Here is a 25,838-nt window from a genome sequence, read left to right as displayed (position 1 = left end):
TCAGGCGCAGCAGGCGTACAGCGCCTGCACCAGCACCGCCGCATTCGGCCCGCCGACGACGCCGGGCGCCATGCGGTTCATCATGTAGGCGAGGCAGAGCCGCCTCTCCACGTCCACCAGCACCAGCGAGCCGCCCCAGCCACCCCAGAAGCAGATGCGCTGCTCGGGGATGAACGGCAGCGTGGCCGGTTCGGGCAGGCCATAGCCCATGCCCATGCACAGCGGCACGCCCAGCACGAGGTCGATGCCGCGGGCCTGCACCTCGAAGATGCGGTCCACCGTCTGCGGCTTGAGCCAGCGGCGCCCCGCCAGCGTGCCCTCGCAGGCGACAATGGACTGCAGCTGAGCCACCGAACGTGCATTGCCATGACCGTTGGCGGCGCCGATGTCGGCCCGGCACCAGTCCTCGCGATGGCTGTAGGCCGCGTCCGGCGCCGGGTTGCCCAGGGTGCGCAGCATGGGGCTGTCGGGCGGGATGGCCGAGAAGTCGACCGGTGCCGGCGGCGGTGGCACGACCCGCGCGACGCGGCCGTCATGCTCGGGCGGCAGGCCGATATGGAAGTCGGCCCCCAGCGGCCCGGCCAGTTCGCGCTTCAGGAATTCACTGGTCTTCTGGCCCGTGACGCGGCGGATCAGTTCGCCCACGAGATGGCCGTAGTTCAGCGCGTGATAGCCCGAGGCGCTGCCCGGCGTCCACCACGGCGACTGGCCGGCCAGCAGGGCCGTGCTGCGCTCGCAGTCGCAGAGGTCGCCCATGCCCATGGGCTGCTCCCAGCCGCTGACACCCGAGGTGTGGCCCAGCACATCGCGCACCAGGATGCCGCTCTTGCCGTTGGCCGCGAACTCGGGCCAGTAGGCGGCAACGGGCGCGTCCAGGTCCAGCTCACCGCGGTCGGCCAGCAGCAGCGCGCACAGCGAGGTCATGGTCTTGGTGGTGGACCAGACATGGGTCAGGGTGTTGCGGTCCCAGGGCTTGCGGCGCGCCTCGTCGCACCAGCCGCCCCAGTGGTCGAGGACGAGCTCGCCTTCGACGGTCAGGGCCAGCGAGGCGCCCAGGTCGTCGCCGCGCTCGAACAGCGCGTCGAAGGCGTGGGCCAGCGGTTCCCACTGCGGCTGGTGGTGGCCGAGCAGATGCTTCATGGTGGTCTCCTCAGAAGTCGTAGCTCGCGCCGATGGCGAACTGGCGTGGCGGCGTCCAGGTGACCTGGCGCGCCGCACCCAGCAGTGGCGAGGCGATGCTCATGCTGGTCAGCGCCGTGGTGTCGCCGGCGTTGCGGACATAGGCCCAGAGCTTCCAGGGCCCCGCCGCCGGGCGCAGCGTGGCGCTGAGGTTGAGCAGGCCGTAGCCGCCCTGGACGGCGTCCGAGGTGTTGAACTCGGTGAAGTAGAAGCGGCTGCGCCAGCTGTAGTCGGCGCGCAGCGTCGTGCGCAGCTCGCCCACACTGCCGGCCCATTCGGCGCCGAGCGTGACTTGCTGCTTGGACGCCTGGGCCAGCTGGCGGCCCCGCACATTGACCGGCGTGATCGGTGCATTGCGCAGGTCGACGTTGGTGAAGTCCGTGTACTTGGGGTCCATGAGCCCAAGGCCGGCGGACAGGGTCAGGGGCGCGACGGGCTTGACGGCCGCTTCGACTTCGAGCCCGTGGATACGCGCTGCCGAGGCATTGGCCAGCAGCGTCGTCGCCTGGCCGACCTGGGACACCTGCATGTCCCGGTAGCGGCTGCTGAAGACAGCCGCGCTGAACACGCCGCGGCGCTGCAGGAACTCGGTCTTGAAGCCCAGTTCGAAGCTGCTGACCTTCTCCGGCTTGACCAGGTCAGGCTGCAGGGCGCCGAGGTTGACCGCCCCCGACTTGAAGCCATGGGCCCAGCGTGCATAGGCCAGGGTGCCGGTGACGGGCTTGTATTCGACGCCGATGCTGCCCGGCGTGCTGGTCCAGCCGTCGCTGGGGTGCCCGGTACCTGCGAGGCCGAAGGCGGCGATGTTCTGGTACTCGTCGGCCCGCTTGCTGTCGTGGTTGACGCGCAGGCCGGCCAGCAGCGACCACTGCGGGTTGAAGGTGTAGCGCAGGTCGGCATAGGCCGCTGTGGACCGGGTGTGCACGGTGCCGCCGAGCAGGAAGCCGACGCCGCCTGGCAAGGGCAGGTTCATGGGCGCGCCCGGCACGATGAAGCCCAGCGGCACCTGGGTCTGGATGCTGACGTCCTGGCTCTGGTCGAACTGCAGGGCCGTCACGCCGACCAGCCATTGCAGGGGGCTGGCCTCGTCGGAGGCGAGATGGACGTCGATGCTCTTGTCGGTGCTGCCGGTCAGGAAGCCCGAGGTCGTGACGGCCGCCTCGGTGGTGTCGCTGTCCCAGAGCCGGTCGACCTTGCTGCGCCGCCAGCTCAGCGCGGCACTCAGAGTGTTGCTGCCGACAGGTATTTCCAGCAGGGCCTGGGCCGTGTTGACATCGACGCGATTGCTCGAGCCCTGGCTCTTGACGACGCGCGGATCGCTGCTCTGCGTGACACCGTAGAGCAGCACCGGGATGGACGCCGGATCGGGCAGCACCGGCACGCTCATGCCGGCATCGTGCTCGCGATAGTGGCCGGCCACCAAGCGCAGCGTGCCGTTGCCGCCCAGGCCGGATTGCAGTTGGGCGCGGAAGGCGCGGCTGGACTGGTCGTCCAGGCGCCGCGGCCCCTCGGCCAGCGGGTTGCGGGTGTAGCCGTCGGCCTCCCTGACCTGGTAGGAGAAGCGCCCCTCCAGCCCCGGCGTCAGCGGGCCTGACACGAAGCCCTCGCTCTCGCGCCGGTTGTCGCTGCCCAGCAGCAGGCCCAGCCGCGCCTGGAAGCTGCTGGTCGGCAGGGCCGAGATGATGTTCATCGCGCCACCGGTGGCATTGCGGCCATACAGCGCGCCCTGGGGCCCGCGCAGGATCTCGACGCGCTGGGTGTCGAACAGGGCGGTGTTGGAGCTGGTCTGGTCGGACACATAGGCGCCGTCGCTGTACAGCGCCACGCCCGGGTCGCCACCGGCCAGGATGAAGACATTGCCGATGCCGCGGATGAAGAGCTGGGTGGCGCCCTGCCCGTTCGTCACCGAAGTGTTGGGGCTGAGCATGACCAGGTCGGCCAGGCCGGTGTCGCCGCGCTCTGCCAAGCGGGCACCGTTCAGGGCCGTGATGGCGGCGGGCGTGGTGTCCAGCACCGTCACGCGGCGTTCGGCCGTGATGACCACGCGCTCGATCTGCTGGGTGTTCGTCTCGGTCTGGGCCGCGGCCAGCGTGGACGCAACGGCCAGCGCGATGGGGCTGAGTCTGGTTCTCATGCTCTGTCTCCGGTCGCCGCGTCTAGGTGGCGGCGTGCAGGCATGGTCGCGGGCTGGTCTTCAGCCGGCTATGGCGAATCGGCAGCGCGATGTGCCGAATCGGAACTTCTCAGTTCTTGAGGGTCTGGCTGGGCGATTCGCCGAAGCGTTCGCGGTAGCGGGCGGCAAAGCTGCCCAGCTGCCAGAAGCCCCATTCCGCAGCAACCGCCGTCACCGTGACGCCCGGAGCGGCCGAGCGCAGGGCCTCGCGCACGCGGTCCAGCCGGTATTGCTGCAGATAGCGCTGCGGTGACACGCCGAAGTGGCGCTCGAAGCCGCGGGCCAGGGCACGCACGCCGACGCCGGCGGCGGTAGCGATGTCGGCCACCGAGGGCACGTCGGCCGCATGGGCGTGGATGTAGTCGCGCGCCCGTCGCGTGGACAGCGGCAAGGCCGCCGGCGCATCCAGGCCGCGGGTGTAGCTGTTGGGCCAGGCCAGCAGCAGCTCGAACAGGGCGGCGTCGCGCAGGCTGGTTTCCAGGCGCTGGGCCGCCGCATGCGGATAGGCCGGCGTGGCCGCCAGATGGCCCAGCACGCGCAGCAGGGCTGCCACCGGCGCACCTCCGGCACCGCAATGGTCGGCAAAGCGCAAGGGGTGGGCCAGGTCGGAGCCGAGCAGGCTGCGGCAGGCGCTGCCCATGTCGGCGTCGGCGACGCGCAGGTTCAGCAGCTCCATGTCGCCCGACATCTCCAGGCCATGGACCTCATCGGGCGCGATGACGCCGGCATCGCCCGCGCCATAGAGCTCGCGGTCGCCGCTGCGCCAGACCTCGCCCTGGCGCAGGTACGAGAACACCCAGTGCCCATGAGCCCGCGGCATGGCCATGCGGGTGGAGGTGCCGTAACGCACCTCGCCCAGGTGCAGGCGGGCGAACTCGGCGCCGCGCAGCTTCAGCGCCAGGGTGGATTCGTCCTGCACGCGCAGCGCATGCGGGCCATAGACGCCGCAAAGCACGGCCTGGGCCTCGTCGGGGTTGGTGGTCTCGCAGACCGACACCAGCCGCGAATGGCCCAGCGCGGTCTCGACCTCGGCGCCCTGCAAGGAGTGGCCGGTGCTGACGGCTGTCGCGATGGGCTGCGTGGACTGCATGGGCAGGTTGTAGGCCAATTCCCGAGCGACCGCCATTGGTGCAATGCGTGGTCGAGACAGTCACCCTCGTGACAGGCCTGACGTGAAACCCCAAGCAAAGCCGAAGCCTGGGTCAGCTTGAGACTGTCCACGAGCCGCGGGGTGCTGGGGACAATGCCCGGCTGATCAAGGACGCCTTCCCATGCTCGAACTGCTTTCCGACCCCCAGACCTGGATCGCCCTCGCCACGCTGACCGCGCTGGAGCTGGTGCTGGGCATCGACAACATCATCTTCATCAGCATCCTGGTGGACAAGCTGCCCAAGGAACGCCAGGAGCTGGCGCGCCGCGTGGGTCTGTTTGCGGCCATGTTCATGCGCATCGGCCTGCTGCTGGTGCTGGCCTGGATCGTCGGCATGGTGGAGCCGCTGTTCAGCATCCCCGGCCTCGAGCGTGGCATCTCCGGGCGAGATCTCATCCTCATCGGCGGCGGCCTCTTCCTGATCTGGAAGAGCACCGGCGAAATCCACGGCTCCTTGGAAGGCGAAGACGAAGGGCACGGTACGGGCGGCAAGGTCAAGGCGGCCTTCGGCGCCGTCATCCTGCAGATCATGGTCATCGACCTGGTGTTCTCGCTGGACTCCATCATCACGGCCGTCGGCATGGTGGACGACGTGCGCATCATGATCGCCGCCGTCATCGCCTCGGTGGGCCTGATGATGCTGTTCGCCGGTCCCATCGGCCGCTTCGTGTCCAACCACCCGACCATCAAGATGCTGGCCCTGAGCTTCCTGGTCGTCGTCGGCGTCGTGCTGGTCGCCGAAGGCTTTGGCCACCATGTGCCCAAGGGCTATATCTACTTCGCCATGGCCTTCTCGCTGGCCGTCGAGATGATGAACATCAAGATGCGCCGCAAGTCGGACAGCAAGGTCAAGCTGCGCCAGCAGATGCCGGGCAGTTCGGGCGACTAACGCGCCATCCAGAAGAACACCGCCGTCATGCGGCGCTCGGCCAGCACCTCGCCCACGTAGGCCGAGGCGCTGTGAATCATGTCGGCGCGGTAGAGCAGCAGCCGGTTGAAGCGCGCATCCACGGCCACGTCCTCCACAAAAAGGTCGGGCGGCACAAAGCGCGTACCGAAGGCTTCCACGAGATTGGCAAAGCGCGACGGCACGCAGTTGCCGCCCAGCCGGCCATCCGGGTGGCGCACGCGGTAGAACGAGGTGCCGGCATGCACGGGCAGGTCCGGCGACAGGTAGAGCACGGCGGCGTAGGTGCAGAGCGCGCGCGAATCGGTGTGCGGCTTGACGTGGCCCTCGTTGCAGCCCACAACCTGCACGCAGTTGTGGTTGATGCGATCGGCCGCACCCACCTGCGACGCATAGACCTTCTTGCAGCCGGTCTGCTTCAGCATCCAGCGCTCCAGCGGCGCCAGTTCCTCCTCCAGCAAGCCGGGCTGCAGGCGCATGCCCGGCCAGCTCTCGGGGCGGTGCGGCGCGCCCAGCACCCAATCATGTCGCGCCAGCGCGCGCCCGCGCACCGCCATCGGGTCCGGCAGGGCGTCGTCCAGCACCCAGTAGTCGCGGCCGAGCAGCGGCTCGCGGTAGACCAGGCGATTCAACTGGGGAGCGGGGTGTGAGACGTTCATGGTGGGCCGGGAGTCTAGGCCAGCCACAATCACCACCATGGACGGACTGTTCCACTTCCCCGAAGCCACGCGCCACGATGCCGGCGTCGCGATCTGGATGCAGCGCCACACCGGCGAACTGGGGCGCATCGCGAGGTACTGGTTCGACGTCATGCGCGGCTGCGACAACGACGTGCGCGAGTTGCTGCACGACGGCCACCCCACCGCCTGCGTCCGTGATGCGGCCTTCGGTTATGTCAATGCCTTCACGTCTCACGTCAACGTGGGCTTCTTCAAGGGCGCCGAGCTGCCCGACCCCACCGGCCTGCTGCAGGGCACGGGCAAGTCCATGCGCCACGTCAAGTTGCGCCCCGGCGAACCCGTCGACGAGAACGCGCTGCGCGCCCTGATCGCTGCCGCCTGGGCCGACATGGACGCGCGCCTGTGACGGCACTGCGCCTTGAGCCCTTCACGGCCTTCGGCGAACTGCCTTTCAGCCTGACCGTGGAAGCGCTGGTGGCCCGCCTCGGGCCGCCCAACCGCTGCTCGCGCAACAACGTGGAGCTGAACGCCTACGACTACGGTCATTGCGTGCTGCGCTTCCAGGACAATGGCAGACTGGAAGAGATCACCCGGCGCGCGCCGGTGTTGCAGCTGGAGTCCATCGCCATTCCCTTCTCCGCGCTGGCCAGTTTCGTGCTGGCCCAGGACACCGAAGTCTTCGAGCGGGCAGGTTTTCTCATCAGCCCGGCTTATGGCATTGCTTTCGTGCCGGGCGAGCCCGACTGGGTCACCGCGCTGGCCCGTCACTGCATTCCTACATGGCGGGCGCTGTGATGCGCTGGATGCTGGCCTTGCTGCTGGTCGCCAGCTTGCCGGCATGGTGCCAGCCCCTGGTGCGCCTGGACCACATCCCCACTGCCGTGCGCGACCTGGATGCGGCCGTGGCGGACTTCCGCGCCCTGGGCTTCGCCATCAAGCCCGGCCGGTCGCACACCAACGGCCTGCGCAATGCCCACATCAAGTTCGCCAACGGCGCCGGACTGGAGCTCATCACTGCCCACGAGGCGCGCGACACCTTGAGCGGCCGCTATGCCGACTTCCTGCGCCAGGGCGAAGGCCCGGCCTATCTGACCCTGCATGCGGCCGACGAGGCCCGCGCGGCCACCGCGTTGCAGGCAGCGGGTATTGCCCACAGGCACGACGCCCAGGGTCTCGAATTGACCGACCCGCGTCTGGGCTGGATCTTCTTTGCCGGCGACAACCGCTCACCCACCGACAAGCCCGAGCACTTCGCTCACGCCAACGGCGCGTCCGCGACGCGGGAGGTCTGGGTGGCGACGGATGACCCGGCTCCGCTGGCGCAGTTGTTGACGGCTCTGGGTGCCAGCTCGCATAAAGAGGCACGCGACGCACCCTTGAAGGCCCAGGCCCGAGTCTTCGAACTGGCCGATGGCGGCCATGTCGTCATCGTGCCGGCGCGACACCGGCTCGTGCCTGGCCATCCGCTGATCGGCGTCGTCATGGGCAGCCCTCGGCGCTCAACACCCACACAGGCCCACGGCTTGTGGCTGACGCTGCGCCCCAACCCCTGACTCAGGTCGCCCAGATGCGCGGATCGCCGGCCGACAGCCCCCAGAGCTGCCCGCGCCACAGCGCCCTCACCCGCCGCAACGCCAGCGTCACTTCCTCGACCTCGTCGCCGATGACACGGGCCAGCAGCAACCCACCCCTGGGGCCGGCCAGATGCGTGACACCGCTGCGCGAGACGCCGTCCAGCAGGCCGCGACTGTGGGTCAGCAGCGCGTCCACGTCGCCCAGCGGGGTGGTCTGCGCGTAGACCAGGGTGCCCAGCACGCAATGGCCGGCCAGGCCGCAAGGGCCGTCGAGCAAGGCCTTGTCGGTGGCATCCAGCCAGCCGCGGTCCAGCCATTGGCCGGTGACTTCCAGGTGCTGCAACAGCCGCCCCGACTCAAAGGCCTGGCCCGCCGCCGGCAGGCCCAGGCCCAGCACCTCGGTCGCGAACAGGCTGGCTCCGGCCGCGAGGCTGAGCCTGACCTCGTTGCGAGCGACACAGTCGGGATAGGCCAGTGTCTCCTGCGGCAGCCACTCCAGGCGGGCGCCCTCGCCCACCGTCGCCTGCACGACCTGGGCGGCCTCCCCTGCGTTGGAGCGGTAAAAGCGCGTGGCAGCCGGCGTCGTGATCAGCAGATGGGCGCCGGCCTGCACGTCGATGTGGATGTCGAGACGGTCGCCACCAACCAGGCCCCCGGGCGGGTGCACCAGCACCGCATGGGCGATGCCGGGGCCTTCCGGATACAGCGTCTTCAGCAGCCGCAGCGGGCCGTCGTGGCGCGCATGAACGCGAGTCGCGCTGGCGCCGTCACGCGCCGCGCTGAGCGCCAGACGCGCCGGCCAGCGGATGGGGTCAGGCAACGAGCAGGCCCTTCTTCTCGATGAAGGCGACGACGTCGGCCAGGCCATCGCGGGTCTTGAGATTGGTCATGACCCAGGGCTTGACGGGCCGCATGCGCGCCGTGTCGCTGCGCATGATGTCGAGGTCGGCACCCACATGCGGCGCAAGGTCGGTCTTGTTGATGACGAAGAGGTCGCTCTTGGTGATGCCCGGGCCGCCCTTGCGCGGGATCTTCTCGCCCGCCGCCACGTCGATGACGTAGATGGTCAGGTCGGACAGCTCGGGGCTGAAGGTGGCGGCCAGGTTGTCGCCACCGCTCTCGACGAAGACGATGTCGGCATCCGGGAACTTCTCCAGCATGCGGTCGACCGCTTCCAAATTGATGGAGCAGTCCTCGCGGATGGCGGTGTGCGGGCAGCCGCCCGTCTCCACGCCCATGATGCGTTCGGGCGCCAGTGCACCGGCCACGGTCAGCAGGCGCTGGTCTTCCTTGGTGTAGATGTCGTTGGTGACGACGACCAGGTCCCAGCGCTCGCGCATGGTCTTGCACAGCATCTCGACGAGGGTGGTCTTGCCCGAACCGACGGGCCCGCCGACGCCGACACGCAGCGGCGGGAGCTTCTTGGTGCGGTTCGGAATGGCGTGCAGCGGTGCATTCATGAGCGGAACAGTCTCGAATATTGGGTTTCGTGGCGGGCGCTGAAGATGCCGAGCAGGGGCGCAAACGCCAGGGGCTCGGGCGCGGCCAGGGCGGTCGCCACGGCTGTCGGAATGGCTTGCACGAGGCGTGCCAGCAGGCGCTGGCCAGAGGTCTGACCCAGGGGCACGCAGCGCACGGCGGCTTGCATCAAGTTCTCGGCCCAGCCGAAGGCGATGGCCTGCAAAGCCGGCTCCAGCGCCGCGCCGCGCGACGCCGCCACGGCGCCCATGACGACCGGCCAGGTGGGCGCGGGTTTGAGGGCCTGCAGCAGCGGCAGCGCGGCCGCGTCGGGCACCAGGCTTTGCATCCAGATGAGCAGGCTGCGACCCATCTGCTGGGCCTGCTGCAGGCTCTCGGACGTCTCACGGGTCTGCAGCACCCAGGCGTTGAGCTCAGCCAGGCGAGCGCCATCGAGGGCCAGCGTCGCCGCATGCGCAGCGGCGGCGATGGGCAGTTCGGCCCGCGCCTGGACGAGTTCGAGCTGATTCAGCAGCCAGTCGCCGGCGCTGGTCTCGTCATGGACGATGCCGGCATCGACGGCGGCCTCCAGGCCCTCGGAATAGCTGAAACCGCCAACCGGCAAGGCCGGTGAGGCCAGCCAGAGCAGATGCAGCAGCGAGGCAGAAGCAGGCGTCGTCGACATGGGCCGATTCTGGCCCGGCTCGCCGACACCCCGCCTTCGCGATCAGAAATTGAAGGCGATACCGGCGCCGAGGGTGCGCACAGTCACGGTCTGCTTAGGCGCGGTCGCGCGGTCGCGCACGTCGGCCCGCGTCAGGTCGACATTGAGGCTGGTGCTCCAGTGGCGCGCAAACTGCCAAGACAGCCCCAGCCCGCCATAAGGCTTCACGGAACGCGTCGTGGTCGTACCGGGGTTGCTGCCGGACAGGCCGACGGCCGGCTGCAGCTTCAGTTCATTGGAAGCGCCGCCGAAGCGCAGCACCGCCCCGACGCTGGTGGACAGCGGCAGGGTATAGGCCGCCCCAAGCCCGAAGCCGGTGTATTCCGCCGAGTAGTTGCGGCCCAGGATGCCCCAATCGGCGTCGGTGTGGGCATAGGTCACCTCGAAGGCCCAGGACGGGTCGAAGCGGTGGCCGGCGCGCACCGTCAGGTTGGAATCCACACGGCTGCAGTCGGTGTTGGCGGGGCAGTTCAGGTCAACCTTGCCGGTGCCGAGTTCCACGCCGATATAGGTGGACGCTGCGAGGTTGGGCGCCTGTGCAAAGCTGAGCGCGGGCAGGCCGACGGCGAGGCCGGCGAGAAAGTGACGGATGTACTTCAAGAAGGGACTCCCTGGTTGGCTCGTGTGGCGCCGCAGCCCGCCCCCGTGAGGGCAAGCGCTCGGCGACGCGCGCGATGCTAACGGCACAACAAGGCGCCATCAGGGAGAACCAGCCCCCTAGGCTGAAGTGAGCATTGCCATCCACCTCAGCGCCCTGGGGCGTCGGCGTCAGTGCTTGTGATCGTGGCCGCAGCCCGGGCCATGCACATGACCCGGCTCGCCGTGGGCGGCATGGCCGTGGCCATGATCGTGATCGTGATCGTGGTTGCAGTCGGGGCCGTGCACATGGCCGGCATCGTGCGCCTTCACGGGGATGGCCAGTGGCTTGCGGACCGGAGCCGGCGCAGCGGCATGGTCGTGCGCATGGCGATGGTCGTGGTGCTCATGCCCATGGTGATGATGGCCATGGCCCGCGCCCTCGCCATAGGCCCCGCCTTCGGGTTCGAAGGCCGCCTGGGCCTCGGTCACGATAAGGTGCTGGCGGCGCAGCATGTCGGCCAGCACGGGATCAGGCTCGAACTGCAGCAGGTCCGATTGCAGCTCCAGCGGCACATGGCGGTTGCCGAGGTGGTAGGCGGCGCGCAACAGGTCAAAGGGCGAACCATGCTCGCTGCAATGGCGCACCTGCAGCACCGGCTGGGCGGCTGCGATGACGCGCAGCAGCGAGCCGTCTTCCGCGATGAGCACATCGCCACCGCGCAGACTGGTGCCACGCGGCAGCACAACACCGATTTCGCGGCCGGTGGAGTCTGTGGCGGAGAAGCGGCTCTTGCTGCGGGCATCCCAGTCGAGTTCCAGGGTCGGAGCGCGCTTGACGAGGACAGGAGCGAGGCCGGCGCCGCCGGCAATGCGTTTGGTGGCGTGGATCATGGGCGCAAGTATCGGCGCCAAGCCTATCTCCTCGCCGCAGAAGGCTTGAAGCAGCAGCAGCTTGCAGCTAGTATTACAAAAGTTATAACCAACCCAATACTCACCATGAGCGCACTCAAGCTGACCCAGATCGGAAACTCCGTCGGCGTCATCCTGCCCAAGGAAGTGCTGGCTCGGCTGAAGGTGGAAAAGGGCGACATGCTCTATCTGACCGAAGCGGCGAATGGAGTCACCTTGACGCCGTACGACCCCGGTCTTGAAGCCCAGGTCGAAGCGGGGCGGGAGTTCATGCGTGAATTCAAGGACACCTTCCATCAGCTTGCCAAGTGAGCTGGGTCTGGATCGACCGCCGCGCACTGGAACTGCTGCACGGCGAAAGTCTTCGCGAGCACGGCGGCGCGGCTGGTTTGCGTGACGAGGGCCTGCTTGAGTCCGCCCTGGCTCGGCCGCCCAATCTCGCCCACTACAGCAAACCCGATGCTTTCGACCTTGCGGCCAGCTATGGCGTGGGCTTGGCAAAGAACCATCCTTTCGTCGACGGCAACAAGCGCGCCGCCTTCCTTTCCATCGGCCTCTTCCTGTTTCTGAACCATTGGCGACTGACAGCCACACAAGCTGACGCCACATTGACCATGCTCGCCGTCGCCGCCGGCGACATCGACGAACCCACGCTCGCGCAATGGCTGCGCGAATACACCACCCCGCGCTGACCCATGCAACTCGAAACCCTCACCGTCTCCGTCCAGGACCACATCGCCACCGTCCGCCTGAACCGCCCCGACAAGGCCAATGCGATGAATGCCGGGATGTGGCAGGACATCCGCCGCGCCTTCAACTGGATCGACAGCCAGGCCGAAGCCCGTGTGGCGGTGCTGGAAGGTGAAGGCAAGCACTTCACGGCCGGCATCGACCTGCAGATGATGATGGGCATCGCGCCGCAGATCCAGGACCCCTGCGATGGCCGCACCCGCGAGAGCCTGCGCCGCGTCATCCTGGACATGCAGGACACGCTGACCAGCCTGGAACGCTGCCGCAAGCCGGTGCTGGCGGCCATTCACGGCGCCTGCGTGGGCGGCGGCATTGACCTGATCTGCTGCGCCGACATGCGCTATTGCAGCGCCGACGCTTATTTCTCCATCAAGGAGATCGACATCGGCATGGTGGCCGACGTCGGCACGCTGCAGCGCCTGCCCAAGATGGTCGGCTCGCAGGGCCTCGTGCGCGAGCTGGCCTTCACGGGCCGCCGCGTGGAAGCGGCCGAGGCGCGCGAGATCGGCATGGTCAACCGCGTGTTCGACAGCCGCGAGGCCCTGCAGGCCGGCGTGCGCGAGATCGCCGCGCTGGTGGCGAGCAAATCGCCGCTGTCCGTCCGCGGCACCAAGGAGCAGCTGAACTACGCCCGCGACCACTCGGTGGCCGACGGCCTGAACTACATCGCGACCTGGAACGCCGGCATGCTGATGAGCGAGGACCTCACCAAAGCCATGATGGCCGGCAAGGCCACGCCGAGCTTCCGCGACTGAGGCACCTTCCGGCCCGTTTCAGGCCCGGTTCAGACGGAACCGGCTGACGATCTCGGCCAGCTGCTGAGCCTGGCCGCTGAGGCTTTCGGCCGCCGCGGCGCTCTGCTCCACCAGGGCGGCGTTCTGTTGCGTGACCTGGTCCAGATGGCTGACGGCGCTGCCGACCTGCTGGATGCCCGAGGTCTGCTCGTGGGTGCTGCTCGAAATCTCCTGCAGCAGCGCGCTGACGCGGCTGACCTCACTCACCACGCGGGTCATCACGCTGCCCGCCTCCTGGGCCTGGGTGGCGCCGGCCTGCACGCGCTCGGTGCTGGCGCCGATCAGCACCTTGATCTCACGCGCCGCGCCACCTGCACGCTGAGCCAGGGCCCTCACCTCGCCGGCCACGACCGCGAAGCCGCGGCCCTGCTCGCCAGCACGCGCTGCCTCGACAGCAGCATTGAGGGCCAGGATATTGGTCTGGAAGGCGATGCCGTCGATGACGCCGACGATCTCGGCGATCTTGTTCGATGCCGCGGTGATCTCGTCCATGGTCGCCACCACGCTGCTGACGGCACGCCCGCCATCGGCCACGGACTGCGCGGCGTCGTTGGCCATGCGACTGGCTTCGTTCGAAGCGGCGGCATTCTGCGAAACGGTGCCGGTCAGTTCTTCCATGGACGCCGCCGTCTGCTGCAGGCTGCTGGCCTGGCTTTCGGTGCGCTGGCTGAGGTCGGCGTTGCCCTGGGCGATCTCGCCCGAACCCGTGGCGATGCTCTCACTGCAGTCGCGCACCTGGCTGACGAGGCTGCCGAGCTGCACCACCATCTGCTGCATGGCGCGCAGCAGGTCGGCGGGTTCGTCGCGCCCCTCGTCGTGCAACTGCACGGTCAGGTCACCGCCGGCCACATCGCGCGCCGTGGCCACGGCCTTGGCGATGGGCCGCGTGATGGAGCGCGTGACCTGAAAGGCCAGCAGCAGGCCGAGCACGATGGCGACGACCGCCACGACGATGTTGACGTGCAGCGCGCCGTTGTATGACGCGGCCGCGTTGACGCCGGCCTGCGTGCCGCCGTCGCGGTTGAGCTTCACGTCCTTGTTGATGCCATCCTCGACGGCACGGAAGCGCGCACCGGAATCGCCCACAGCCTGCTCGCGCGCGGCCTGGAAAGTCGCATCGCCGCCAGCGGCCGCCTGCATCAGCGGCGCGTCGGCCACGAGATAGGCCGCCCAGGCCACCTTGATGTCGTCGTAGAGCCGCTGCTCACCGGGCGAAGCGACGCTGCGCTCGTAATCCTTGGCCTTGGCCGCGAAGGCCTGGATGGCTTCGCGGTGCTGCTCGGCCAGCCGGTTCTTGGCTTCCGGGTTGGTCTCCAGCACCTCCAGCAGCGCCGTCTCCCGGGTCAGGCTGGCCTGGTGCTGCATCTCGCCCAGCATCTCGACGCTAGGCAGCCAATTCGTGTCCATGTCCACGACGTTGTCGTTGACCTTGGACATCTGCCAGCTGCCAAAGGCTGCGACGGCGCACAGCAAGATCAACAACAGCCCGAACACCGCCGCCAGACGTTTTCCGATACGCAAAGAGCGCAGATAGCCTTCCATGTCACCTCCCGTACAACATGCCTCATCAGTGAAGCGCGAGGCCATGTTGCGCCGGAAAGCGCTTTACATGCGATAACAATCGATTGGTTTTGAGGATTGGCCGGCAATTGTCACGAGACGCGGTGAGAAATGCGCCGTCTAGGCATGACCTATCGCGCTGATGACAGCGGCGATCAACAGCCCGGCTTTGACAACCATGCCGACGGCGAACACCCCCTTGGCCCATCGACTGCCCAGCAGCCGCTTCAGCCGCGGACCGTCGAAGCGAAACCGCCGGGCGGTGTGGGTCGCCATATCGTCTGTGCTGCTCATCTGCGGGTCCATCTGTCTGCTCCAAACCTTGCAGACGAAATAATATGAGCACAACTCATGTTTAGCGACTCGCGTTCGCCGGGCGCCGCGATGGCCAGAAAACACCTACCCGATCAGTCACTTAGGCGAAGGTCGCCGCGCCAGGAGCGCTCGCTGCAGAAGGTGGAACTCATGTTCGAGGCCACCACGCGGCTGCTGGAACAGCTGGAACCCGCGCAGATCAGCACCAACGCCATCGCCAAGCTGGCGGGCGTCAGCATCGGCACGCTCTACCAGTACTTCCCGGACAAGGAATCCCTGTTCCAGGCCCTGCTGGCGCGCGAGCTGGGTGGGCTGTCGGCTCGCGTGCTCGAGGTGATGCAGACGCCACCGGCCCGCCCAGGTGGACGCATAGGCGCCGTGCTGGGTGCGGTGCTCGATGCCTATGGCGGCCGCAAGCTCGCCCACCAAAGGCTGATGCGCTATTCCCTGGAGCGCGGCACGAGTGGCCTGCTGCAGCCGCTGCTGGAGCAGCTGATGACGTCCTTCTCCACCGATGGCGTGACCGGCGCCGGCATGGTCATGCCGCCGCTGTCACGCACCGATGCCTTCGTGCTGACGCATGCCGTGGCGGGCGTGACGCGTGCCGCCATCACCGCCCATGCCTCTGGCGAGCTCGACCGCGAAGCGCTGGAGCAGTCGCTGACGCGGCTGGTGCTGGGTTTTGCGATGTCGGCCAAGAAACAGTGATCACGCCGGGCGCACGACATAGGGTCAAGCCGCTCAACACTCTTGATGAGTTTTGGCATGCGACTCACAGGGCCCCAACTTAGAGTGACGCCATCAAAAGGGAGGATTTCAATGAGGCGTTTCGGGCTGCTGATCGCACTGGTGCTGCTGGCGGGCTGCGCGAGCCGTGTGAAGGATCCGGTCAGCATGGACCGCCTGGACTCGTGGAGCCCGGCCGCTTCGCAGCCCCTCACCGCGGAGATCAGCCTGATCTCGGACACCCAGTTCCATGAGAGCCGCGGCTATCCCAGCCCCATCCTGCAGGGGGCCGGCGACGAAATCGTCGAGGTCACCATCCGCAGCGCGCAGCAGGTCATTGGTGCCGACGACCTGCTGCAACGGGCTATCGACATGTCGGGCAAGTCGCTGCTGCTGCACGCCGGTGACGCCCTCGACATGTCCTGCAGCAGCGAATGGGACCGCTTCGCGCGGGTCATGAAGAGCAAGGGGGCGCCGGGCCCCAAGACCTGGGTCTACACGCCCGGCAATCACGACGGCTATCTGGCGGGCAATCTCTCCACACCCCCCGAAGGAACGCACTTTCGCCCCTTCAAGGATGCGCATTGGGCCAAGCTCTGCAATGCCGGCATGCTGAACCCGCCCCGGACCACGCCCTTCCACAAGACCGATGTAGTCCGGGCCTACCTGGACTTGCTGGGTCCGGGCTCAGATGCAGGCAAGGACGTTCGATGCAACGCCGACGCCAGCCATTGCTGGGCGGCCCATCTCTCCGAGGACGAGCCCTGGGAGTCTTTCATCGTCCAACTGGTCCAGATGCCGGCGCCCGACGAGGCCGCCAAGGACGCGACGCCCGTCTACGCCCTGCTGCTGGACTCGTCCAACTATCGCGACCTCTTCGGCAACGAGAGCATCTCCAGCGCCGGGAAGGTCGGAGGCCTGCTGAAAGGGCAATTCGCGGCCGCCCGCAGGCTCACGGGCAGGATGAAGCCCGACGCCAGGTTCTTCTTCATCGCCCACTACCCGATCGGCAACTGGCGCCTGAACAATGCCGAGCAGCGCGCCTGGAAGTTGCTGGCCGACGATCCCCGCTCACTGAACTTCATCGTCACCTCGCACACCCATGACGGCGAACTCGCCCATCACACCGACGCCCTCGGCGGCATCGTGGAGCTGAACACCGGCAGCCTGGCTGACCCGCCCATCTATATGCGGACGCTGCAGTTCGAGAAGTCGGGCGATGGCAGGATCGGCTTCAAGTCCAAGGCCCGGCCCCTCACGGAAGGCCTGGACTGCAAGGTCTCGATTCCATCGCCGGCAAAGCCGGAATGGGACTATGGCGTCGACCTCCAGAGGACGGCGCACGCAAGCCTGGCCGACTGGAACTGGCTGCAGCGCGGTTGGCACATGCTGATCAATATCGGCAAGGGCCTGGCTGAAAAGGAAGAAGAGAAGCACCAGGAGCTCAGGCCGCAGTTGCTGGAGTACGCCGACATCGTCAGCCAAACCTTCCCTGCGATGGCCACGCTGCACTACGAATGGCCTGAACAAGACGGAAGCGCGATCCTCGATGGCGAGGACCTGGCGGGCAACGCCACCATCGCCGCAAAGCTCCGCGCGCTGTCGAACTGCCGTGAAACGAACCACACAAAGTGCACCATCCCACGCAAGGAAAACCTGCTGCTGGCACTGGAGAAGGTCTATCGGGAGAAGCCGGACATCCTCGACGACAAGAAGCCGACAGCGACATCCATGCGGCTCTGCATGGCCCTGGCCGCGGCTGAGGCGTCACCTTCCACAAAGGGCGCGGATGCCTTGAAGAAGCTTCACCTGCGCATCGACCAGCCCTGGTCCATGCAGTTGAGCCCACGCCCCGTCGCTCCCTAACCCAGCCCGCGTGGGCTTTAGCATCCCGTCATGCTGACCGCCGCCCAGATCCTCGCCTTCCTCGCCACCGCCATCGTGCTGACCGCCACGCCGGGCCCCGACAACCTGATGGTGCTGAGCATGGGCATGTCACGCGGCCGGCGCGCCGGCATCGCCTTCGGCCTGGGCTGTGCCTTGGGTTGCCTCAGCCACACGCTGCTGGCCGTCATCGGTGTCAGCGCCCTGGTGGCGGCGTCGCCGCTGGCGTTCACGCTGTTGAAGGTGGCGGGCGGTGTCTATCTCGTGTGGATGGGCGTGCAGGCTTGGCGGCATGCGGGCGCCGTGCGCGTGGGCGGCGAGGCGGGTGACGCAACGCCGCTGCGCCAGCTGTTCCTGAAGGGCCTGGTCGCCAATGCCATCAACCCCAAGGTGGTGCTGTTCTTCCTGTCCTTCCTGCCGCAGTTCGTCGTCGCGTCGCAGGGGCAGATGGAATGGCAGCTGGGTCTGCTGGGCCTGCTGTTCACCGCCCAGGCCGTCGTGCTGTTCGGCCTGCTGGGCTATTTCTCGGGCAGCGTCGGCGCCTGGCTGAACCGCCGGCCCAACGCGGGCCTGTGGCTCGACCGGCTGGCAGGGACGGTGTTCATCGGCTTGGGTGTGAGGATGATGACGTCGCGCTAGTCGATGAGGTCGATGGCCCAATCGAAAGAAGGCTTGCCGACCTTGTCGTGCGCAACATTGAAGTCCTTGCGATCGATGCGCAGGCCCACCCAGGCCCGGGCCTTGTAGCGCGCCTCGTAGGCGGTCACGTCTTCCACATTGCCGGGCGCATCTGCGCTCGTCAGGATCAGGTGCACCCGCAGGCGGTGGCTGGCTGCAAAGCGCGCGTCCTCGTCCCGGATGTTCTTGTCCTTCAGCGCCCAGAAGGAACCATCGAACAGCAGGTAGTTGCTGAAAAACGGCCTGGCCACGTCTTCGGTGCTCAGCATCACCGCACCCAGCACCGCACCATAGGACGTGCCCGCAAAGCTGCGCGCCGCCGTCGTGCGGTAGCTGCTCTCAACCAGGGGCACCAGCTCCTCCCGCAGAAAACGGGCATAGGCCGGTGCGCCCTCCACGGTGTAGTCGACGGCCCGGCGATCAGGCTCGGGGCCGCCCTGCTCGACGCTGACCAGGATCATGGCCTTGCGATGCTGGTCCAGCATCCTGGAGAAGGACCCGAAGCTCCACTGCCCGTCGGTCGCAACCATCACCGGGTAGCGCCTGCCCGAGCTCGCATATCCCGCGGGCAGGTAGACGTGATACGGGTAGGTGATGCCGGTGATCTTGGACGCGATGCGCTGGTCGGCCTCCACCGTGCCGGCGTAGACATAGGCCGGCGCAGACACGGGCTCAGCAAGCGCCAGCAGCAGGGACACACAGGCGAGCATCGAGTGCCTTCAGCGGCGCAGCAGCGTCAACCCGATCAGCCGCGACACCACACCGGCCAGGTACATCACGCCGACGAACATCTCCAGGCTGGTCAGGGCCCGCGCCAGCGGGCGCACGGGGATGACGTCGCCAATGCCGGTGCTGGACAGCAGCGCGAAGCTCAGGAACATCAGCTCGGTCCAACTGCGCGGCAGCTCGGCATGGACCGCTGCTGAAAAGCTGCCGGGCTGCAGGGCCTGCAGCACCACGAAGCTGTAGGCAAAGCCCCAGGCCAGCAGCGTGAAGGTGGCACCGGCGGCAAACAGCTCATCGGTGGTCGCATGCGTGTCGCTCAGCATGTAGGCGACGAGGCTGGCGGCGGCGTAGAAATAGAACAGCGCCTCCAGCGCGGCCGACCAGGGCAGCAGCCCGTTCATGTCGTCGCGCAAGGCCTGCAGCAGCAGCAGCGCGATGGCCGGCAGGGCGAGACAGACGCTCAGCCAGGTCAGGCCGGGTGTGCGGCGCACCATGCCGGTGGTGAAGATCAGCACCGTGATGCCGAAGACGCTCAGCGCCATCGGGCCGGCGCGCGTGGCTTCTAGCAGCGGGTAGAGCAGCAGCCCCAGCAGTTGCACCAGCAGCAGGATGGCCGAGGGATGACGCCGCGTGAGGGCAAGGAGGCGGCGCTGGCGGATGTGCATGCCCGGATTCTGCGGCCCTCAGAACTGCAGGAAGCTGAATCCGGCGCCGACGCTGGTCTGGCGGAAGTTGTAGTCGGTCAGCGTCTCGCCATAACCGCGGAACACCTGCACATACCAGCGCAGGCCGTTGGGCTGGTCGGCAAACACCGGATAGGTCCATTCGAACTGCAGCGCGCCGTATTTGACGTCCTTCAGCGTGGTGCGGTACGTCAGCTGCGCGGTGTGCTTCTCGTGGGCCCAGTTCAGCTGGAACTCGCCGCGGCCGCGGTAGCCGACCAGGTCGGGGTTGTTGTCGGTGTCGGCGTTCTCCCTGAGCCGACGCAGGAAACGCGTCACCACCGACCAGTCGCCGCGCTCGAAGCCTGCCGCCACGTTGATGCGGTTCCAGCTGCGCGACAGCGGGTCGGACTGGCCGTTTGACTGGTGGGCCAGGCCCAGCTGCGTGTAGCGCCATTGCCAGCCCAGCGGCAGCTGGCGCCAGCTCTCGGGCGTCGGCACCACATACATCAGCTCGGGCTCGTAGTCGCTGTTGCGAAAGGGCTTGGAATCCTTGCCGTTCCAGATCTGCCACATCGCCTGCTGCGTGAACGCGGCCCACAGGTCAGCGCCGGGCAGCAGCAGATCTTGCGCGAGCTTGGTGCGCAAGGAGAGCTGGAACTTGGCCTCCTCGCGCTTGTAGTTCGACAGCTCCACCGGGTCCTGGTTGGGCGACTGCGGCGCGCGGTTGATGCGGCTGGTGTAGTGCAGCGGCAGCACGTAGTTGGCGCGGTAGCCGACGAAGTTGAAGACGCCGCGCTTGTCCTCAGGCTCCAGCTCCCAGAACTTGGACATCAGGCTGGGCGGCTCCTGCCTCTCGGCGGCCACCGATACCACCTCACCCTTGGGCGCCAGCAGCGAGGTCGACGGCTTGGGCGCGCCGCCGGCGGGGTTTTCTGCATAGCCAGGCGGCGCTGCCGGCGCGGGCGCACGGCCCATCGCCTTGTCGTAGCAGACCAGGCGATCGGCCGGTGCGCCGATCTCCGCGCACTTCTCCAGTGCCGCCGTGTCGGGCGGCGTCTGCGCCATCAAGGGCGGCGCGAGGAGCGCCAGCATCGCTCCCACCGCGCCGGGACGCACCCGGTGTCGAACAGACAGTTCGCGCATCAATCCTCCCTGTTTTCTCCCCCACCCTGCGGCTCGCGCCAGCTCAGGTGTCGGGGCGAAAGTCTAGGGACCGCGGCTCCACGTCCAAGCCAGCCGAGGTGCGATGCGCTTGTAGGTCTTGGAGAAGGCCGAGGCCTCACTTGGCCGCCAGCAGCGCCTCCATCTCATCCATGATGGCGTCCATGCGCTTGATGACGGCCTGGTAGGGCGCCGGGCTGGCCATGTCCAGGCCCGCGTTCTTCAGCGCCTGGTAGGGCGCCACCGAGCCGCCACCGGCCAGCAGCTTCAGGTAGTTGTCGCGCGCGCCGGGCTTGTTCGCCAGGATGTCCTCGGCGAAGTGCAGGGCCGCGGTGATGGACGTGGCGTACTGGTACACATAGAAGGGCCGGTAGAAGTGCGGGATGAAGGCCCACTCCTGGCAGTACAGCGGGTCGATCTTCATGACGCCGGCCGCGTCGCCGTGGTAGTCCTTCAGCAGCTTGCAGTAGATCTCGGTCACGCGCTTGCCGTTGAGGGCCTCGCCCTTGGCGGCGGCGTCATGCGTGTTGAGCTCGAACTCGCCGAACATGGCCTGGCGGAAGAAGGTGCCGCGCAGGCGCTCCAGCGCATAGCCGAGCTGGTAGAGCTTCTCTTCCTTGCTGGCAGCCTGGCCGCGCATGTAGTTGCTGAGCAGCACCTCGTTGGCGGTGGAGGCGATCTCGGCGATGAAGAGGGAGTAGTTCGCCGTCTCATAGGGCTGGGCGCGATTGGCCATGGCGGTGTGCATGGCATGGCCCCACTCGTGGGCGAAGGTGCTGACCGACTCGAACTCGCCCTGGTGGTTCAGGAACACGAAGGGCGGCGCACCGTAGACGCCGTCCTGGTAGGCGCCGCCGCGCTTGCCCGGTGCCGGCAGGGCATGCATGGTGTTGGCCTTGAAGCCGGTCTTCAGCAGGGCCTGGTAGTCGTCGCCCAGCGGCTGGGTGGCCGCCAGCGTCAGCGCGGCGGCATCGTCCAGGCTGTACTGCTTGTTCTGCGTGACCAGGGCCGGGTAGATGTCGTAATAGTGCAGGTCCGGCAGGCCCAGCATCTTCTGGCGCAGCTTGAAGTAGCGGTGCAGCGTGGGCAGGCCCTTGTGCACTTCGGCCACCAGCGTGCGGTAGACGGCCTCGGGCACCTCTTCCGAACCCAGGCTCATGGCCACGGCGCTGGGGTAGTGGCGCAGCTTGGCCATGGTGGTGTCGTCCTGCACCACATTGCCCAGCGTCACGCCGTAGGTGTCCTCGTACTGGCCGATGGCGCCGAAGAAGGCGTCGAACACCTGCTTGCGCACCGCGCGATCAGGGTTCTGGCGCAGCAGGCCGTACCTGGTGTCGTCCACCCTTTCGGTCTTGCCGCCCACAATGAGCTCGGGCCACTTGGTGTTGGCGTTGAACAGCAGGGTTCGCACCTCGCCCGTGGCGCCGCGCACCGGCCCCAGTGCGGCGATGACGGCTTCGCTTTCGGCGCTCAGCGTGTGCTTGGCCTGGCGCAGGCTGTTGCGCAGATGCTCGGAATGCTTCTTCAGCCCCGGCTCGGCCTTCAGGAAGGCCATGACCTTGGCTTCGCCGAGAGCCTGGATCTCGGGCTCCAGCCAGGCGATGGTGCTGCCGTATTCACCGTCCAGTTGGGCGGCCAGGCCGCTGCGCTCCTGATTCTTGGAATCGCGGTTGTCGGTGGACTGCTTCATGCTGGCGTAGACGCGCAGGCGGTCCATGCGCAGGTTGGCCGCGCTGATGGCGTCCAGCCCGGCACGCAGGCTCTTGGCGCTTTTGCCCAGCGTGCCCTTCAAGGCAGCCAGCTTGGGCAGGTCGGCCTGCACGGCCTTGCGGGCGGCTTCCCAGTCGTCGTCACTGGCGAAGAGAGGGCTGAGGTCCCAGATGGTGGGCATGGGCTCGGCGTGCAGGGCTTGGCCGCCCAGGGCCAGGCCCAGGCACAGCAGAAGGGCGCGGGGAAGAGGCAGACGCTTCATGGCTGGAAGGGATGAAAAGGTCGAAACCTCGCAGTGTCGCGGGGATGGCGTGCCGACCGAGCGACAGCGGGAAAACCCCAGCGCGTGGACCCACAAGGTCCGCTCGGGAAGGCCCCGAGGGGATGCGACCGGTTCAGGCACTAGGATTTCGCTTCAGGGAGTGAGCCACCAATGAAGATTCTTGCAATCCGTCGGGCTGCACGTGCGGCCATGGGCATGCTGGCAGGTGCCGCCATCTGCACCACGGCCTCGGCCGGAAGCTACGCTTCCATCACGGTGTCGGATTTCCGCATCGGCCTCACCGACCTGCGTCCGGGCGATGGCATTGATCCGGCGATGGCCTTTGTTTTGCCGACGTCCATACTCGGCAACAAGATCGACGTTCAGGCCGGCACCCTCAATGCACAGCCCTACATGGTGTACGGCGGCGCCGTCGGACCTCAACCGCTGGACCCCATCGCCGCCCAGGCCGTCGCCCCGACGGCGGCCGCCTACGGATCCATCGGCCCGGGCAGCAGCGCATCGAACACCACGGTGAAGCTCAGTGGCTGGGCAGGGCCCTCATCGCTGGTTGACGACCGCTCGGAGTTCCTGGCCAGGGCCACATTGCCGGCAAGTGCCATGATCTTTGGCAACCTGTCATTGAGCCCCAGGACCAGCATCAGCTTCAGCTTTGATGTCGACATGAGTGTCGGGACGACGGGTGGCGTCGAAGCCGCGCCCGTGTACGGCGGTGAGTTCGCGCGCGCCATCATGGGGTTCTCGATTGCGACCAACAACGCCAACCAAGGGCAGAGCACCCAGCATTGGCTCGAGGTGCAGTCCAGCTTCTCGAACGGCGTCTACACAGGCAAAACCGACAGCGGACATTGGACGGAAACGATCACCCTGACGAATGACAGCGACGACGTCATGTACGCCCAGGCAACGCTTTCCACCGAGATCTGGGGATTCACGAGTGCCAACCCGGTTCCGGAACCCGGGCCTGCCCTGCTCATGACGTCCGGCGTGCTGTTGCTTGCCGCGATGCGGTCGCGCCGCAAGCCCGCGGCGGTCTAAGGGGCCGGCGAGCGGCTGGGCATGCATCGGCAGCTGCGCCGGCGCAGCGCCAGCGCGAGCAGGCCGCCGCCGAACAGCAGCGCCAACGAAGGCTCGGGCACCGGCGCGTAGGGCGCGGTCCAGTCGATGCCGCTCTGGCTGCTGAGCGTGTAGGCAATCGCGTTGCCGCCCAGCTTGACGCCGCTGATGCCTTGCCAGGTCAAGGTACTGGCGAAGTCGCTGCTGGCCTCACTGAACCAGTTCGGCCCGGCGCCGGCCGTGCCCGCGGAAGCGCGCGAGAAGATGCCCAGCTCGAAAGGCGTGCCCAGCTGGACCGTGACGCTGAAGCTGAGGTCCTGGTCGATTGCCTGGTGGAAGGGAAAGCCGCCCTGCCCTTGGCCCTGGACGCGAAAGTTCTGCCCCCCGGCCGTCGCGTTGTTGAGCCAGACCTGCGTGCCGATGCGCGTGTAGCTGTTGCCGATGGGCAGGCCGTCGAGCACGCCGTCGAGATGGATGTTGAACGTGAGCACCGCGTTCTGCCCGATCTGGGCTGAGTTGGCTGGCGTCAGCGTCCAGGTGTCGGTCCACCCCGCCGTGCTCTCGGCCGCCGCAAAGCCGGCATTCGCATTGGCGCGGAAATGCGCGTACATGCCGACCGAGCCGTAGCTGGCGCTGCCATGCGAGTCGGCCTGAACAGAAGGCGTCGCCTGGTCGTAGGCGCCGCTGGTGGCCAGTTGCTGCCCCGCCGTGGTGGTCATGACCGCGTTGCAGTTGGACTTGCCGGGCAGCCAGTCGAACAGACCGCCTTCGATCGGGAAGGAACCAGAGGCCATGCCGGCGCAACTCGATACGAGGGCGCCCGTGGCGCCGAGATTCTGTTGGCTGAGTTCGACGGCAAAGGCCGGCAGACAAGCCAGGGCGAGAGGCAGCAGGGCGAGGCGATGGCGCATGGCGGGCTCCTTGTTCTGTGACCCGACGCTACGCGCCGACCTGGTGGCCGTCAGTCCCTAATGAGCGGTGATCCCTGGCGGGCCTGGAATACGTCTGTACGACGAAGGCGTCGTGTTCGCGGATTGCCGCCGGACCACAAGATTGAGGAGGTGCCGCCTCCGCCGCTTCCCGAGAATCCCTTCGCATCAGCGATGCACGCTTGTCAGGGAGCACAACATGATCAATGGCCCGGTCTGGAACGAACAGGATCTGAGCAGGGAAGGCGTCTTCCCAACAGTGCTCGCCATCGGCGACTCCTGGTTCTGGTACCTGAAGAGCAATCTGCTCATCACGCTGTACAAAGTGCTGAACAAGCGCCAGCAGCACATCATTCTGGTACGCGGCGCCAACGGTGCCGAGGCCGTCGAGTACACCAGCGGTCTGGTGCGATCACAGATCGAATGGGATCTGGACGCCGTCAAGGGCTACGGCAAGACCCTGCGAGCCGTCTTTCTGTCGGGCGGTGGCAACGACCTGGCCGGGCCTGACGATTTCGTTCCCCTGCTGAAGCCGAACTGTTCCGCCGAAGGCCTGCCGCAGAACTGTTTTGCGGCCGGACAGCCGGCCGCCCTGTTCAAGACTGTGACGGGCGCGCTGCGCCAGACCATCGACCTGGTGCAGCAGAAGATTCCGGGCACGCCCGTCTTCATTCACGGCTACGACTACGCCAACCCGAATGGCATCGGCTTCCTGGGCCTGGGCCAGTGGCTGCAATACCCCATGGACCTTTGCCAGGTCCCCCGAGGTCTGCAGCAGGGGCTGGTGAACTTCTGCATCGACACCTATTGGGCCGAGCTGACGGCCCTGCGCAGCCACTACAACGGCCTGGTTCATCTGGTCGACCAGCGCGGCACGCTCGCCCGGGATGAGTGGGCGAACGAACTGCACCCCACGCCTTCGGGCTTCAGGAAGGTAGCCAAGTGCTGGGAGCCTGTGCTGCAGCAGGCCGGTATCGCTTGACGGCCTCACGGGTGCGCGCGGCGCTGGGTGCGGCGTTCGTTAAAACAGGAAATACCTCTGCGCCAGTCAGCAGCACGCCGTCCGCTTTCACTTCGTAGGTCTGCGCGCCGATCTCCATCGTCGGCAGGTAGTTGTTGAGCAGCATGTCGGTCTTCTTGACCGAGCGACAAGACAGCGCCGAAGGAGCCGAACATCGTCCTGTAGTGCGCCAGCTGACCACCGTACCGCTGACGCCGGCCCGCGAGGCGTGGACGAGAGCTCCGCGGATGAAACGATGAAGGCTGGC

General features: G+C 67.3%; 29 protein-coding genes. 12 read left to right on the top strand and 17 right to left on the bottom strand.

All coding sequences use genetic code 11. From position 1 onward, the window contains the following. The 3 genes from ACS5PN_RS26205 to ACS5PN_RS26195 form a co-directional block, all read right to left on the bottom strand. Positions 1–1,140 (bottom strand): serine hydrolase domain-containing protein, encoded by a 1,140-nt coding sequence (locus tag ACS5PN_RS26205; protein ID WP_439466981.1) that lies wholly within the window; start codon positions 1,138–1,140, stop codon positions 1–3. A gap of 10 nt (positions 1,141–1,150) precedes the next feature. Beyond that, positions 1,151–3,313, bottom strand: a complete 2,163-nt coding sequence (locus tag ACS5PN_RS26200) for a TonB-dependent receptor (RefSeq protein WP_439466980.1) — start codon at positions 3,311–3,313, stop codon at positions 1,151–1,153. A 109-nt stretch (positions 3,314–3,422) separates the two neighbouring features. Beyond that, positions 3,423–4,442 (bottom strand): AraC family transcriptional regulator, encoded by a 1,020-nt coding sequence (locus ACS5PN_RS26195; RefSeq protein ID WP_439466979.1) that lies wholly within the window; start codon positions 4,440–4,442, stop codon positions 3,423–3,425. 181 nt (positions 4,443–4,623) lie between these two features. Here ACS5PN_RS26195 and ACS5PN_RS26190 point away from each other — a divergent pair, with 181 nt between their 5' ends. Next, on the top strand, positions 4,624–5,391 hold the full coding sequence (locus tag ACS5PN_RS26190; RefSeq protein WP_439466978.1) for a TerC family protein: 768 nt from the start codon (positions 4,624–4,626) through the stop codon (positions 5,389–5,391). Here the strand turns inward: ACS5PN_RS26190 and ACS5PN_RS26185 are convergent. Further along, a complete protein-coding gene (locus ACS5PN_RS26185; RefSeq protein WP_439466977.1) occupies positions 5,388–6,068 on the bottom strand; it encodes a DUF6445 family protein in 681 nt (226 codons plus the stop codon). The two genes, ACS5PN_RS26190 and ACS5PN_RS26185, sit on opposite strands and share 4 nt — an antisense overlap. Positions 6,069–6,105: 37 nt before the next feature. On the opposite strand from ACS5PN_RS26185, the gene ACS5PN_RS26180 reads away from it, so the two are divergent. Genes ACS5PN_RS26180 through ACS5PN_RS26170 form a run of 3 tightly spaced genes read left to right on the top strand, consistent with a single transcriptional unit; the run spans position 6,106 to position 7,642 of the window. Further along, positions 6,106–6,495, top strand: a complete 390-nt coding sequence (locus ACS5PN_RS26180) for a DUF1801 domain-containing protein (RefSeq protein WP_439466976.1) — start codon at positions 6,106–6,108, stop codon at positions 6,493–6,495. Beyond that, positions 6,492–6,884 carry a hypothetical protein gene (locus ACS5PN_RS26175; RefSeq protein WP_439466975.1) on the top strand — a complete coding sequence of 131 codons (393 nt, stop codon included), beginning with the start codon at positions 6,492–6,494 and terminating at the stop codon, positions 6,882–6,884. The genes ACS5PN_RS26180 and ACS5PN_RS26175 overlap by 4 nt, the downstream gene beginning before the upstream one ends. Further along, positions 6,869–7,642: a VOC family protein gene (locus ACS5PN_RS26170; RefSeq protein ID WP_439466974.1), complete on the top strand. Its 774-nt coding sequence runs from the start codon at positions 6,869–6,871 to the stop codon at positions 7,640–7,642. Before ACS5PN_RS26175 ends, ACS5PN_RS26170 begins: the two co-directional genes overlap by 16 nt. A gap of 1 nt (position 7,643) precedes the next feature. Here ACS5PN_RS26170 and ACS5PN_RS26165 read toward each other — a convergent pair whose 3' ends face one another. From ACS5PN_RS26165 to ureE, 5 genes are all read right to left on the bottom strand, one after another. Next, a complete protein-coding gene (locus ACS5PN_RS26165) occupies positions 7,644–8,483 on the bottom strand; it encodes an urease accessory protein UreD (protein WP_439466973.1) in 840 nt (279 codons plus the stop codon). Further along, a complete protein-coding gene (gene ureG, locus ACS5PN_RS26160) occupies positions 8,476–9,123 on the bottom strand; it encodes an urease accessory protein UreG (RefSeq protein ID WP_439466972.1) in 648 nt (215 codons plus the stop codon). Before ureG ends, ACS5PN_RS26165 begins: the two co-directional genes overlap by 8 nt. After that, positions 9,120–9,806, bottom strand: coding sequence for an urease accessory protein UreF (locus tag ACS5PN_RS26155; protein WP_439466971.1), 687 nt, complete (start codon positions 9,804–9,806; stop codon positions 9,120–9,122). Before ACS5PN_RS26155 ends, ureG begins: the two co-directional genes overlap by 4 nt. 42 nt (positions 9,807–9,848) lie before the next feature. Further along, complete coding sequence (locus ACS5PN_RS26150) at positions 9,849–10,445, bottom strand: outer membrane beta-barrel protein (RefSeq protein WP_439466970.1); 597 nt, start codon at positions 10,443–10,445, stop codon at positions 9,849–9,851. A gap of 168 nt (positions 10,446–10,613) precedes the next feature. Beyond that, positions 10,614–11,315, bottom strand: coding sequence for an urease accessory protein UreE (gene ureE / locus ACS5PN_RS26145; RefSeq protein ID WP_439466969.1), 702 nt, complete (start codon positions 11,313–11,315; stop codon positions 10,614–10,616). Between the two features lie 105 nt (positions 11,316–11,420). On the opposite strand from ureE, the gene ACS5PN_RS26140 reads away from it, so the two are divergent. From ACS5PN_RS26140 to ACS5PN_RS26130, 3 genes are read left to right on the top strand one after another with little or no spacing between them, the layout of a single operon-like run. After that, positions 11,421–11,645 carry an AbrB/MazE/SpoVT family DNA-binding domain-containing protein gene (locus tag ACS5PN_RS26140; protein WP_439466968.1) on the top strand — a complete coding sequence of 75 codons (225 nt, stop codon included), beginning with the start codon at positions 11,421–11,423 and terminating at the stop codon, positions 11,643–11,645. Then, positions 11,642–12,025, top strand: a complete 384-nt coding sequence (locus ACS5PN_RS26135; protein WP_439466967.1) for a type II toxin-antitoxin system death-on-curing family toxin — start codon at positions 11,642–11,644, stop codon at positions 12,023–12,025. The genes ACS5PN_RS26140 and ACS5PN_RS26135 overlap by 4 nt, the downstream gene beginning before the upstream one ends. A gap of 3 nt (positions 12,026–12,028) precedes the next feature. Then, positions 12,029–12,838, top strand: a complete 810-nt coding sequence (locus ACS5PN_RS26130; protein WP_439466966.1) for a crotonase/enoyl-CoA hydratase family protein — start codon at positions 12,029–12,031, stop codon at positions 12,836–12,838. A gap of 18 nt (positions 12,839–12,856) precedes the next feature. Here ACS5PN_RS26130 and ACS5PN_RS26125 read toward each other — a convergent pair whose 3' ends face one another. Continuing rightward, positions 12,857–14,419, bottom strand: coding sequence for a methyl-accepting chemotaxis protein (locus tag ACS5PN_RS26125; protein WP_439466965.1), 1,563 nt, complete (start codon positions 14,417–14,419; stop codon positions 12,857–12,859). A 138-nt stretch (positions 14,420–14,557) separates the two neighbouring features. Beyond that, positions 14,558–14,743 (bottom strand): hypothetical protein, encoded by a 186-nt coding sequence (locus ACS5PN_RS26120; RefSeq protein WP_439466964.1) that lies wholly within the window; start codon positions 14,741–14,743, stop codon positions 14,558–14,560. A gap of 159 nt (positions 14,744–14,902) precedes the next feature. Here ACS5PN_RS26120 and ACS5PN_RS26115 point away from each other — a divergent pair, with 159 nt between their 5' ends. The 3 genes from ACS5PN_RS26115 to ACS5PN_RS26105 all read left to right on the top strand — a co-directional run bounded on the left by ACS5PN_RS26115 (position 14,903) and on the right by ACS5PN_RS26105 (position 18,001). Further along, complete coding sequence (locus tag ACS5PN_RS26115) at positions 14,903–15,460, top strand: TetR/AcrR family transcriptional regulator (protein WP_439466963.1); 558 nt, start codon at positions 14,903–14,905, stop codon at positions 15,458–15,460. 111 nt (positions 15,461–15,571) lie between these two features. Further along, a complete protein-coding gene (locus ACS5PN_RS26110) occupies positions 15,572–17,344 on the top strand; it encodes a metallophosphoesterase (protein ID WP_439466962.1) in 1,773 nt (590 codons plus the stop codon). 30 nt (positions 17,345–17,374) lie between these two features. After that, complete coding sequence (locus ACS5PN_RS26105; RefSeq protein ID WP_439466961.1) at positions 17,375–18,001, top strand: LysE family translocator; 627 nt, start codon at positions 17,375–17,377, stop codon at positions 17,999–18,001. Here the strand turns inward: ACS5PN_RS26105 and ACS5PN_RS26100 are convergent. The 4 genes from ACS5PN_RS26100 to pepF all read right to left on the bottom strand — a co-directional run bounded on the left by ACS5PN_RS26100 (position 17,998) and on the right by pepF (position 22,564). Beyond that, on the bottom strand, positions 17,998–18,750 hold the full coding sequence (locus tag ACS5PN_RS26100) for an alpha/beta hydrolase (protein WP_439466960.1): 753 nt from the start codon (positions 18,748–18,750) through the stop codon (positions 17,998–18,000). The two genes, ACS5PN_RS26105 and ACS5PN_RS26100, sit on opposite strands and share 4 nt — an antisense overlap. A gap of 9 nt (positions 18,751–18,759) precedes the next feature. Next, positions 18,760–19,431 carry an ion channel gene (locus tag ACS5PN_RS26095; protein ID WP_439466959.1) on the bottom strand — a complete coding sequence of 224 codons (672 nt, stop codon included), beginning with the start codon at positions 19,429–19,431 and terminating at the stop codon, positions 18,760–18,762. Between the two features lie 18 nt (positions 19,432–19,449). After that, a complete protein-coding gene (locus ACS5PN_RS26090; protein WP_439466958.1) occupies positions 19,450–20,523 on the bottom strand; it encodes a phospholipase A in 1,074 nt (357 codons plus the stop codon). A gap of 187 nt (positions 20,524–20,710) precedes the next feature. After that, positions 20,711–22,564: an oligoendopeptidase F gene (gene pepF, locus ACS5PN_RS26085; RefSeq protein ID WP_439466957.1), complete on the bottom strand. Its 1,854-nt coding sequence runs from the start codon at positions 22,562–22,564 to the stop codon at positions 20,711–20,713. Between the two features lie 171 nt (positions 22,565–22,735). On the opposite strand from pepF, the gene ACS5PN_RS26080 reads away from it, so the two are divergent. Further along, on the top strand, positions 22,736–23,623 hold the full coding sequence (locus ACS5PN_RS26080; protein WP_439466956.1) for a hypothetical protein: 888 nt from the start codon (positions 22,736–22,738) through the stop codon (positions 23,621–23,623). Here ACS5PN_RS26080 and ACS5PN_RS26075 read toward each other — a convergent pair. Then, positions 23,620–24,552 (bottom strand): PEP-CTERM sorting domain-containing protein, encoded by a 933-nt coding sequence (locus ACS5PN_RS26075; RefSeq protein ID WP_439466955.1) that lies wholly within the window; start codon positions 24,550–24,552, stop codon positions 23,620–23,622. The two genes, ACS5PN_RS26080 and ACS5PN_RS26075, sit on opposite strands and share 4 nt — an antisense overlap. A 217-nt stretch (positions 24,553–24,769) precedes the next feature. Between ACS5PN_RS26075 and ACS5PN_RS26070 the strand changes: the two genes are divergently transcribed. Further along, on the top strand, positions 24,770–25,552 hold the full coding sequence (locus ACS5PN_RS26070; RefSeq protein ID WP_439466954.1) for an SGNH/GDSL hydrolase family protein: 783 nt from the start codon (positions 24,770–24,772) through the stop codon (positions 25,550–25,552). On the opposite strand, the gene ACS5PN_RS26065 is transcribed toward ACS5PN_RS26070, so the two are convergent. Beyond that, a complete protein-coding gene (locus tag ACS5PN_RS26065; protein WP_439466953.1) occupies positions 25,497–25,697 on the bottom strand; it encodes a hypothetical protein in 201 nt (66 codons plus the stop codon). The genes ACS5PN_RS26070 and ACS5PN_RS26065 overlap by 56 nt on opposite strands. Between the last annotated feature and the right edge of the window lie 141 nt (positions 25,698–25,838).

The sequence above is a fragment of the Roseateles sp. NT4 genome, from assembly GCF_051857475.1.
Lineage (GTDB): Bacteria > Pseudomonadota > Gammaproteobacteria > Burkholderiales > Burkholderiaceae_C > Pelomonas.
The sequence above is the reverse complement of the archived record's forward strand: the minus strand, read 5'-3'. Positions and strand labels throughout refer to the sequence as shown.

What these genes read in the sequence shown, in the direction of transcription:
- ACS5PN_RS26200 (WP_439466980.1), bottom strand. Translation starts at nt 3,313, where the DNA reads ATGAGAACCAGACTCAGCCCCATCGCGCTGGCCGTTGCGTCCACGCTG.
- ACS5PN_RS26130 (WP_439466966.1), top strand. Translation starts at nt 12,029, where the DNA reads ATGCAACTCGAAACCCTCACCGTCTCCGTCCAGGACCACATCGCCACC.
- ACS5PN_RS26100 (WP_439466960.1), bottom strand. Translation starts at nt 18,750, where the DNA reads ATGCTCGCCTGTGTGTCCCTGCTGCTGGCGCTTGCTGAGCCCGTGTCT.
- ACS5PN_RS26190 (WP_439466978.1), top strand. Translation starts at nt 4,624, where the DNA reads ATGCTCGAACTGCTTTCCGACCCCCAGACCTGGATCGCCCTCGCCACG.
- ACS5PN_RS26095 (WP_439466959.1), bottom strand. Translation starts at nt 19,431, where the DNA reads ATGCACATCCGCCAGCGCCGCCTCCTTGCCCTCACGCGGCGTCATCCC.
- ACS5PN_RS26140 (WP_439466968.1), top strand. Translation starts at nt 11,421, where the DNA reads ATGAGCGCACTCAAGCTGACCCAGATCGGAAACTCCGTCGGCGTCATC.
- ACS5PN_RS26155 (WP_439466971.1), bottom strand. Translation starts at nt 9,806, where the DNA reads ATGTCGACGACGCCTGCTTCTGCCTCGCTGCTGCATCTGCTCTGGCTG.
- ureG (WP_439466972.1), bottom strand. Translation starts at nt 9,123, where the DNA reads ATGAATGCACCGCTGCACGCCATTCCGAACCGCACCAAGAAGCTCCCG.
- ACS5PN_RS26065 (WP_439466953.1), bottom strand. Translation starts at nt 25,697, where the DNA reads ATGCTGCTCAACAACTACCTGCCGACGATGGAGATCGGCGCGCAGACC.
- ACS5PN_RS26105 (WP_439466961.1), top strand. Translation starts at nt 17,375, where the DNA reads ATGCTGACCGCCGCCCAGATCCTCGCCTTCCTCGCCACCGCCATCGTG.
- ACS5PN_RS26125 (WP_439466965.1), bottom strand. Translation starts at nt 14,419, where the DNA reads ATGGAAGGCTATCTGCGCTCTTTGCGTATCGGAAAACGTCTGGCGGCG.
- ureE (WP_439466969.1), bottom strand. Translation starts at nt 11,315, where the DNA reads ATGATCCACGCCACCAAACGCATTGCCGGCGGCGCCGGCCTCGCTCCT.
- ACS5PN_RS26090 (WP_439466958.1), bottom strand. Translation starts at nt 20,523, where the DNA reads ATGCTGGCGCTCCTCGCGCCGCCCTTGATGGCGCAGACGCCGCCCGAC.
- pepF (WP_439466957.1), bottom strand. Translation starts at nt 22,564, where the DNA reads ATGAAGCGTCTGCCTCTTCCCCGCGCCCTTCTGCTGTGCCTGGGCCTG.
- ACS5PN_RS26080 (WP_439466956.1), top strand. Translation starts at nt 22,736, where the DNA reads ATGAAGATTCTTGCAATCCGTCGGGCTGCACGTGCGGCCATGGGCATG.
- ACS5PN_RS26185 (WP_439466977.1), bottom strand. Translation starts at nt 6,068, where the DNA reads ATGAACGTCTCACACCCCGCTCCCCAGTTGAATCGCCTGGTCTACCGC.
- ACS5PN_RS26115 (WP_439466963.1), top strand. Translation starts at nt 14,903, where the DNA reads ATGTTCGAGGCCACCACGCGGCTGCTGGAACAGCTGGAACCCGCGCAG.
- ACS5PN_RS26170 (WP_439466974.1), top strand. Translation starts at nt 6,869, where the DNA reads ATGGCGGGCGCTGTGATGCGCTGGATGCTGGCCTTGCTGCTGGTCGCC.
- ACS5PN_RS26195 (WP_439466979.1), bottom strand. Translation starts at nt 4,442, where the DNA reads ATGCAGTCCACGCAGCCCATCGCGACAGCCGTCAGCACCGGCCACTCC.
- ACS5PN_RS26120 (WP_439466964.1), bottom strand. Translation starts at nt 14,743, where the DNA reads ATGGACCCGCAGATGAGCAGCACAGACGATATGGCGACCCACACCGCC.
- ACS5PN_RS26075 (WP_439466955.1), bottom strand. Translation starts at nt 24,552, where the DNA reads ATGCGCCATCGCCTCGCCCTGCTGCCTCTCGCCCTGGCTTGTCTGCCG.
- ACS5PN_RS26205 (WP_439466981.1), bottom strand. Translation starts at nt 1,140, where the DNA reads ATGAAGCATCTGCTCGGCCACCACCAGCCGCAGTGGGAACCGCTGGCC.
- ACS5PN_RS26070 (WP_439466954.1), top strand. Translation starts at nt 24,770, where the DNA reads ATGATCAATGGCCCGGTCTGGAACGAACAGGATCTGAGCAGGGAAGGC.
- ACS5PN_RS26110 (WP_439466962.1), top strand. Translation starts at nt 15,572, where the DNA reads ATGAGGCGTTTCGGGCTGCTGATCGCACTGGTGCTGCTGGCGGGCTGC.
- ACS5PN_RS26180 (WP_439466976.1), top strand. Translation starts at nt 6,106, where the DNA reads ATGGACGGACTGTTCCACTTCCCCGAAGCCACGCGCCACGATGCCGGC.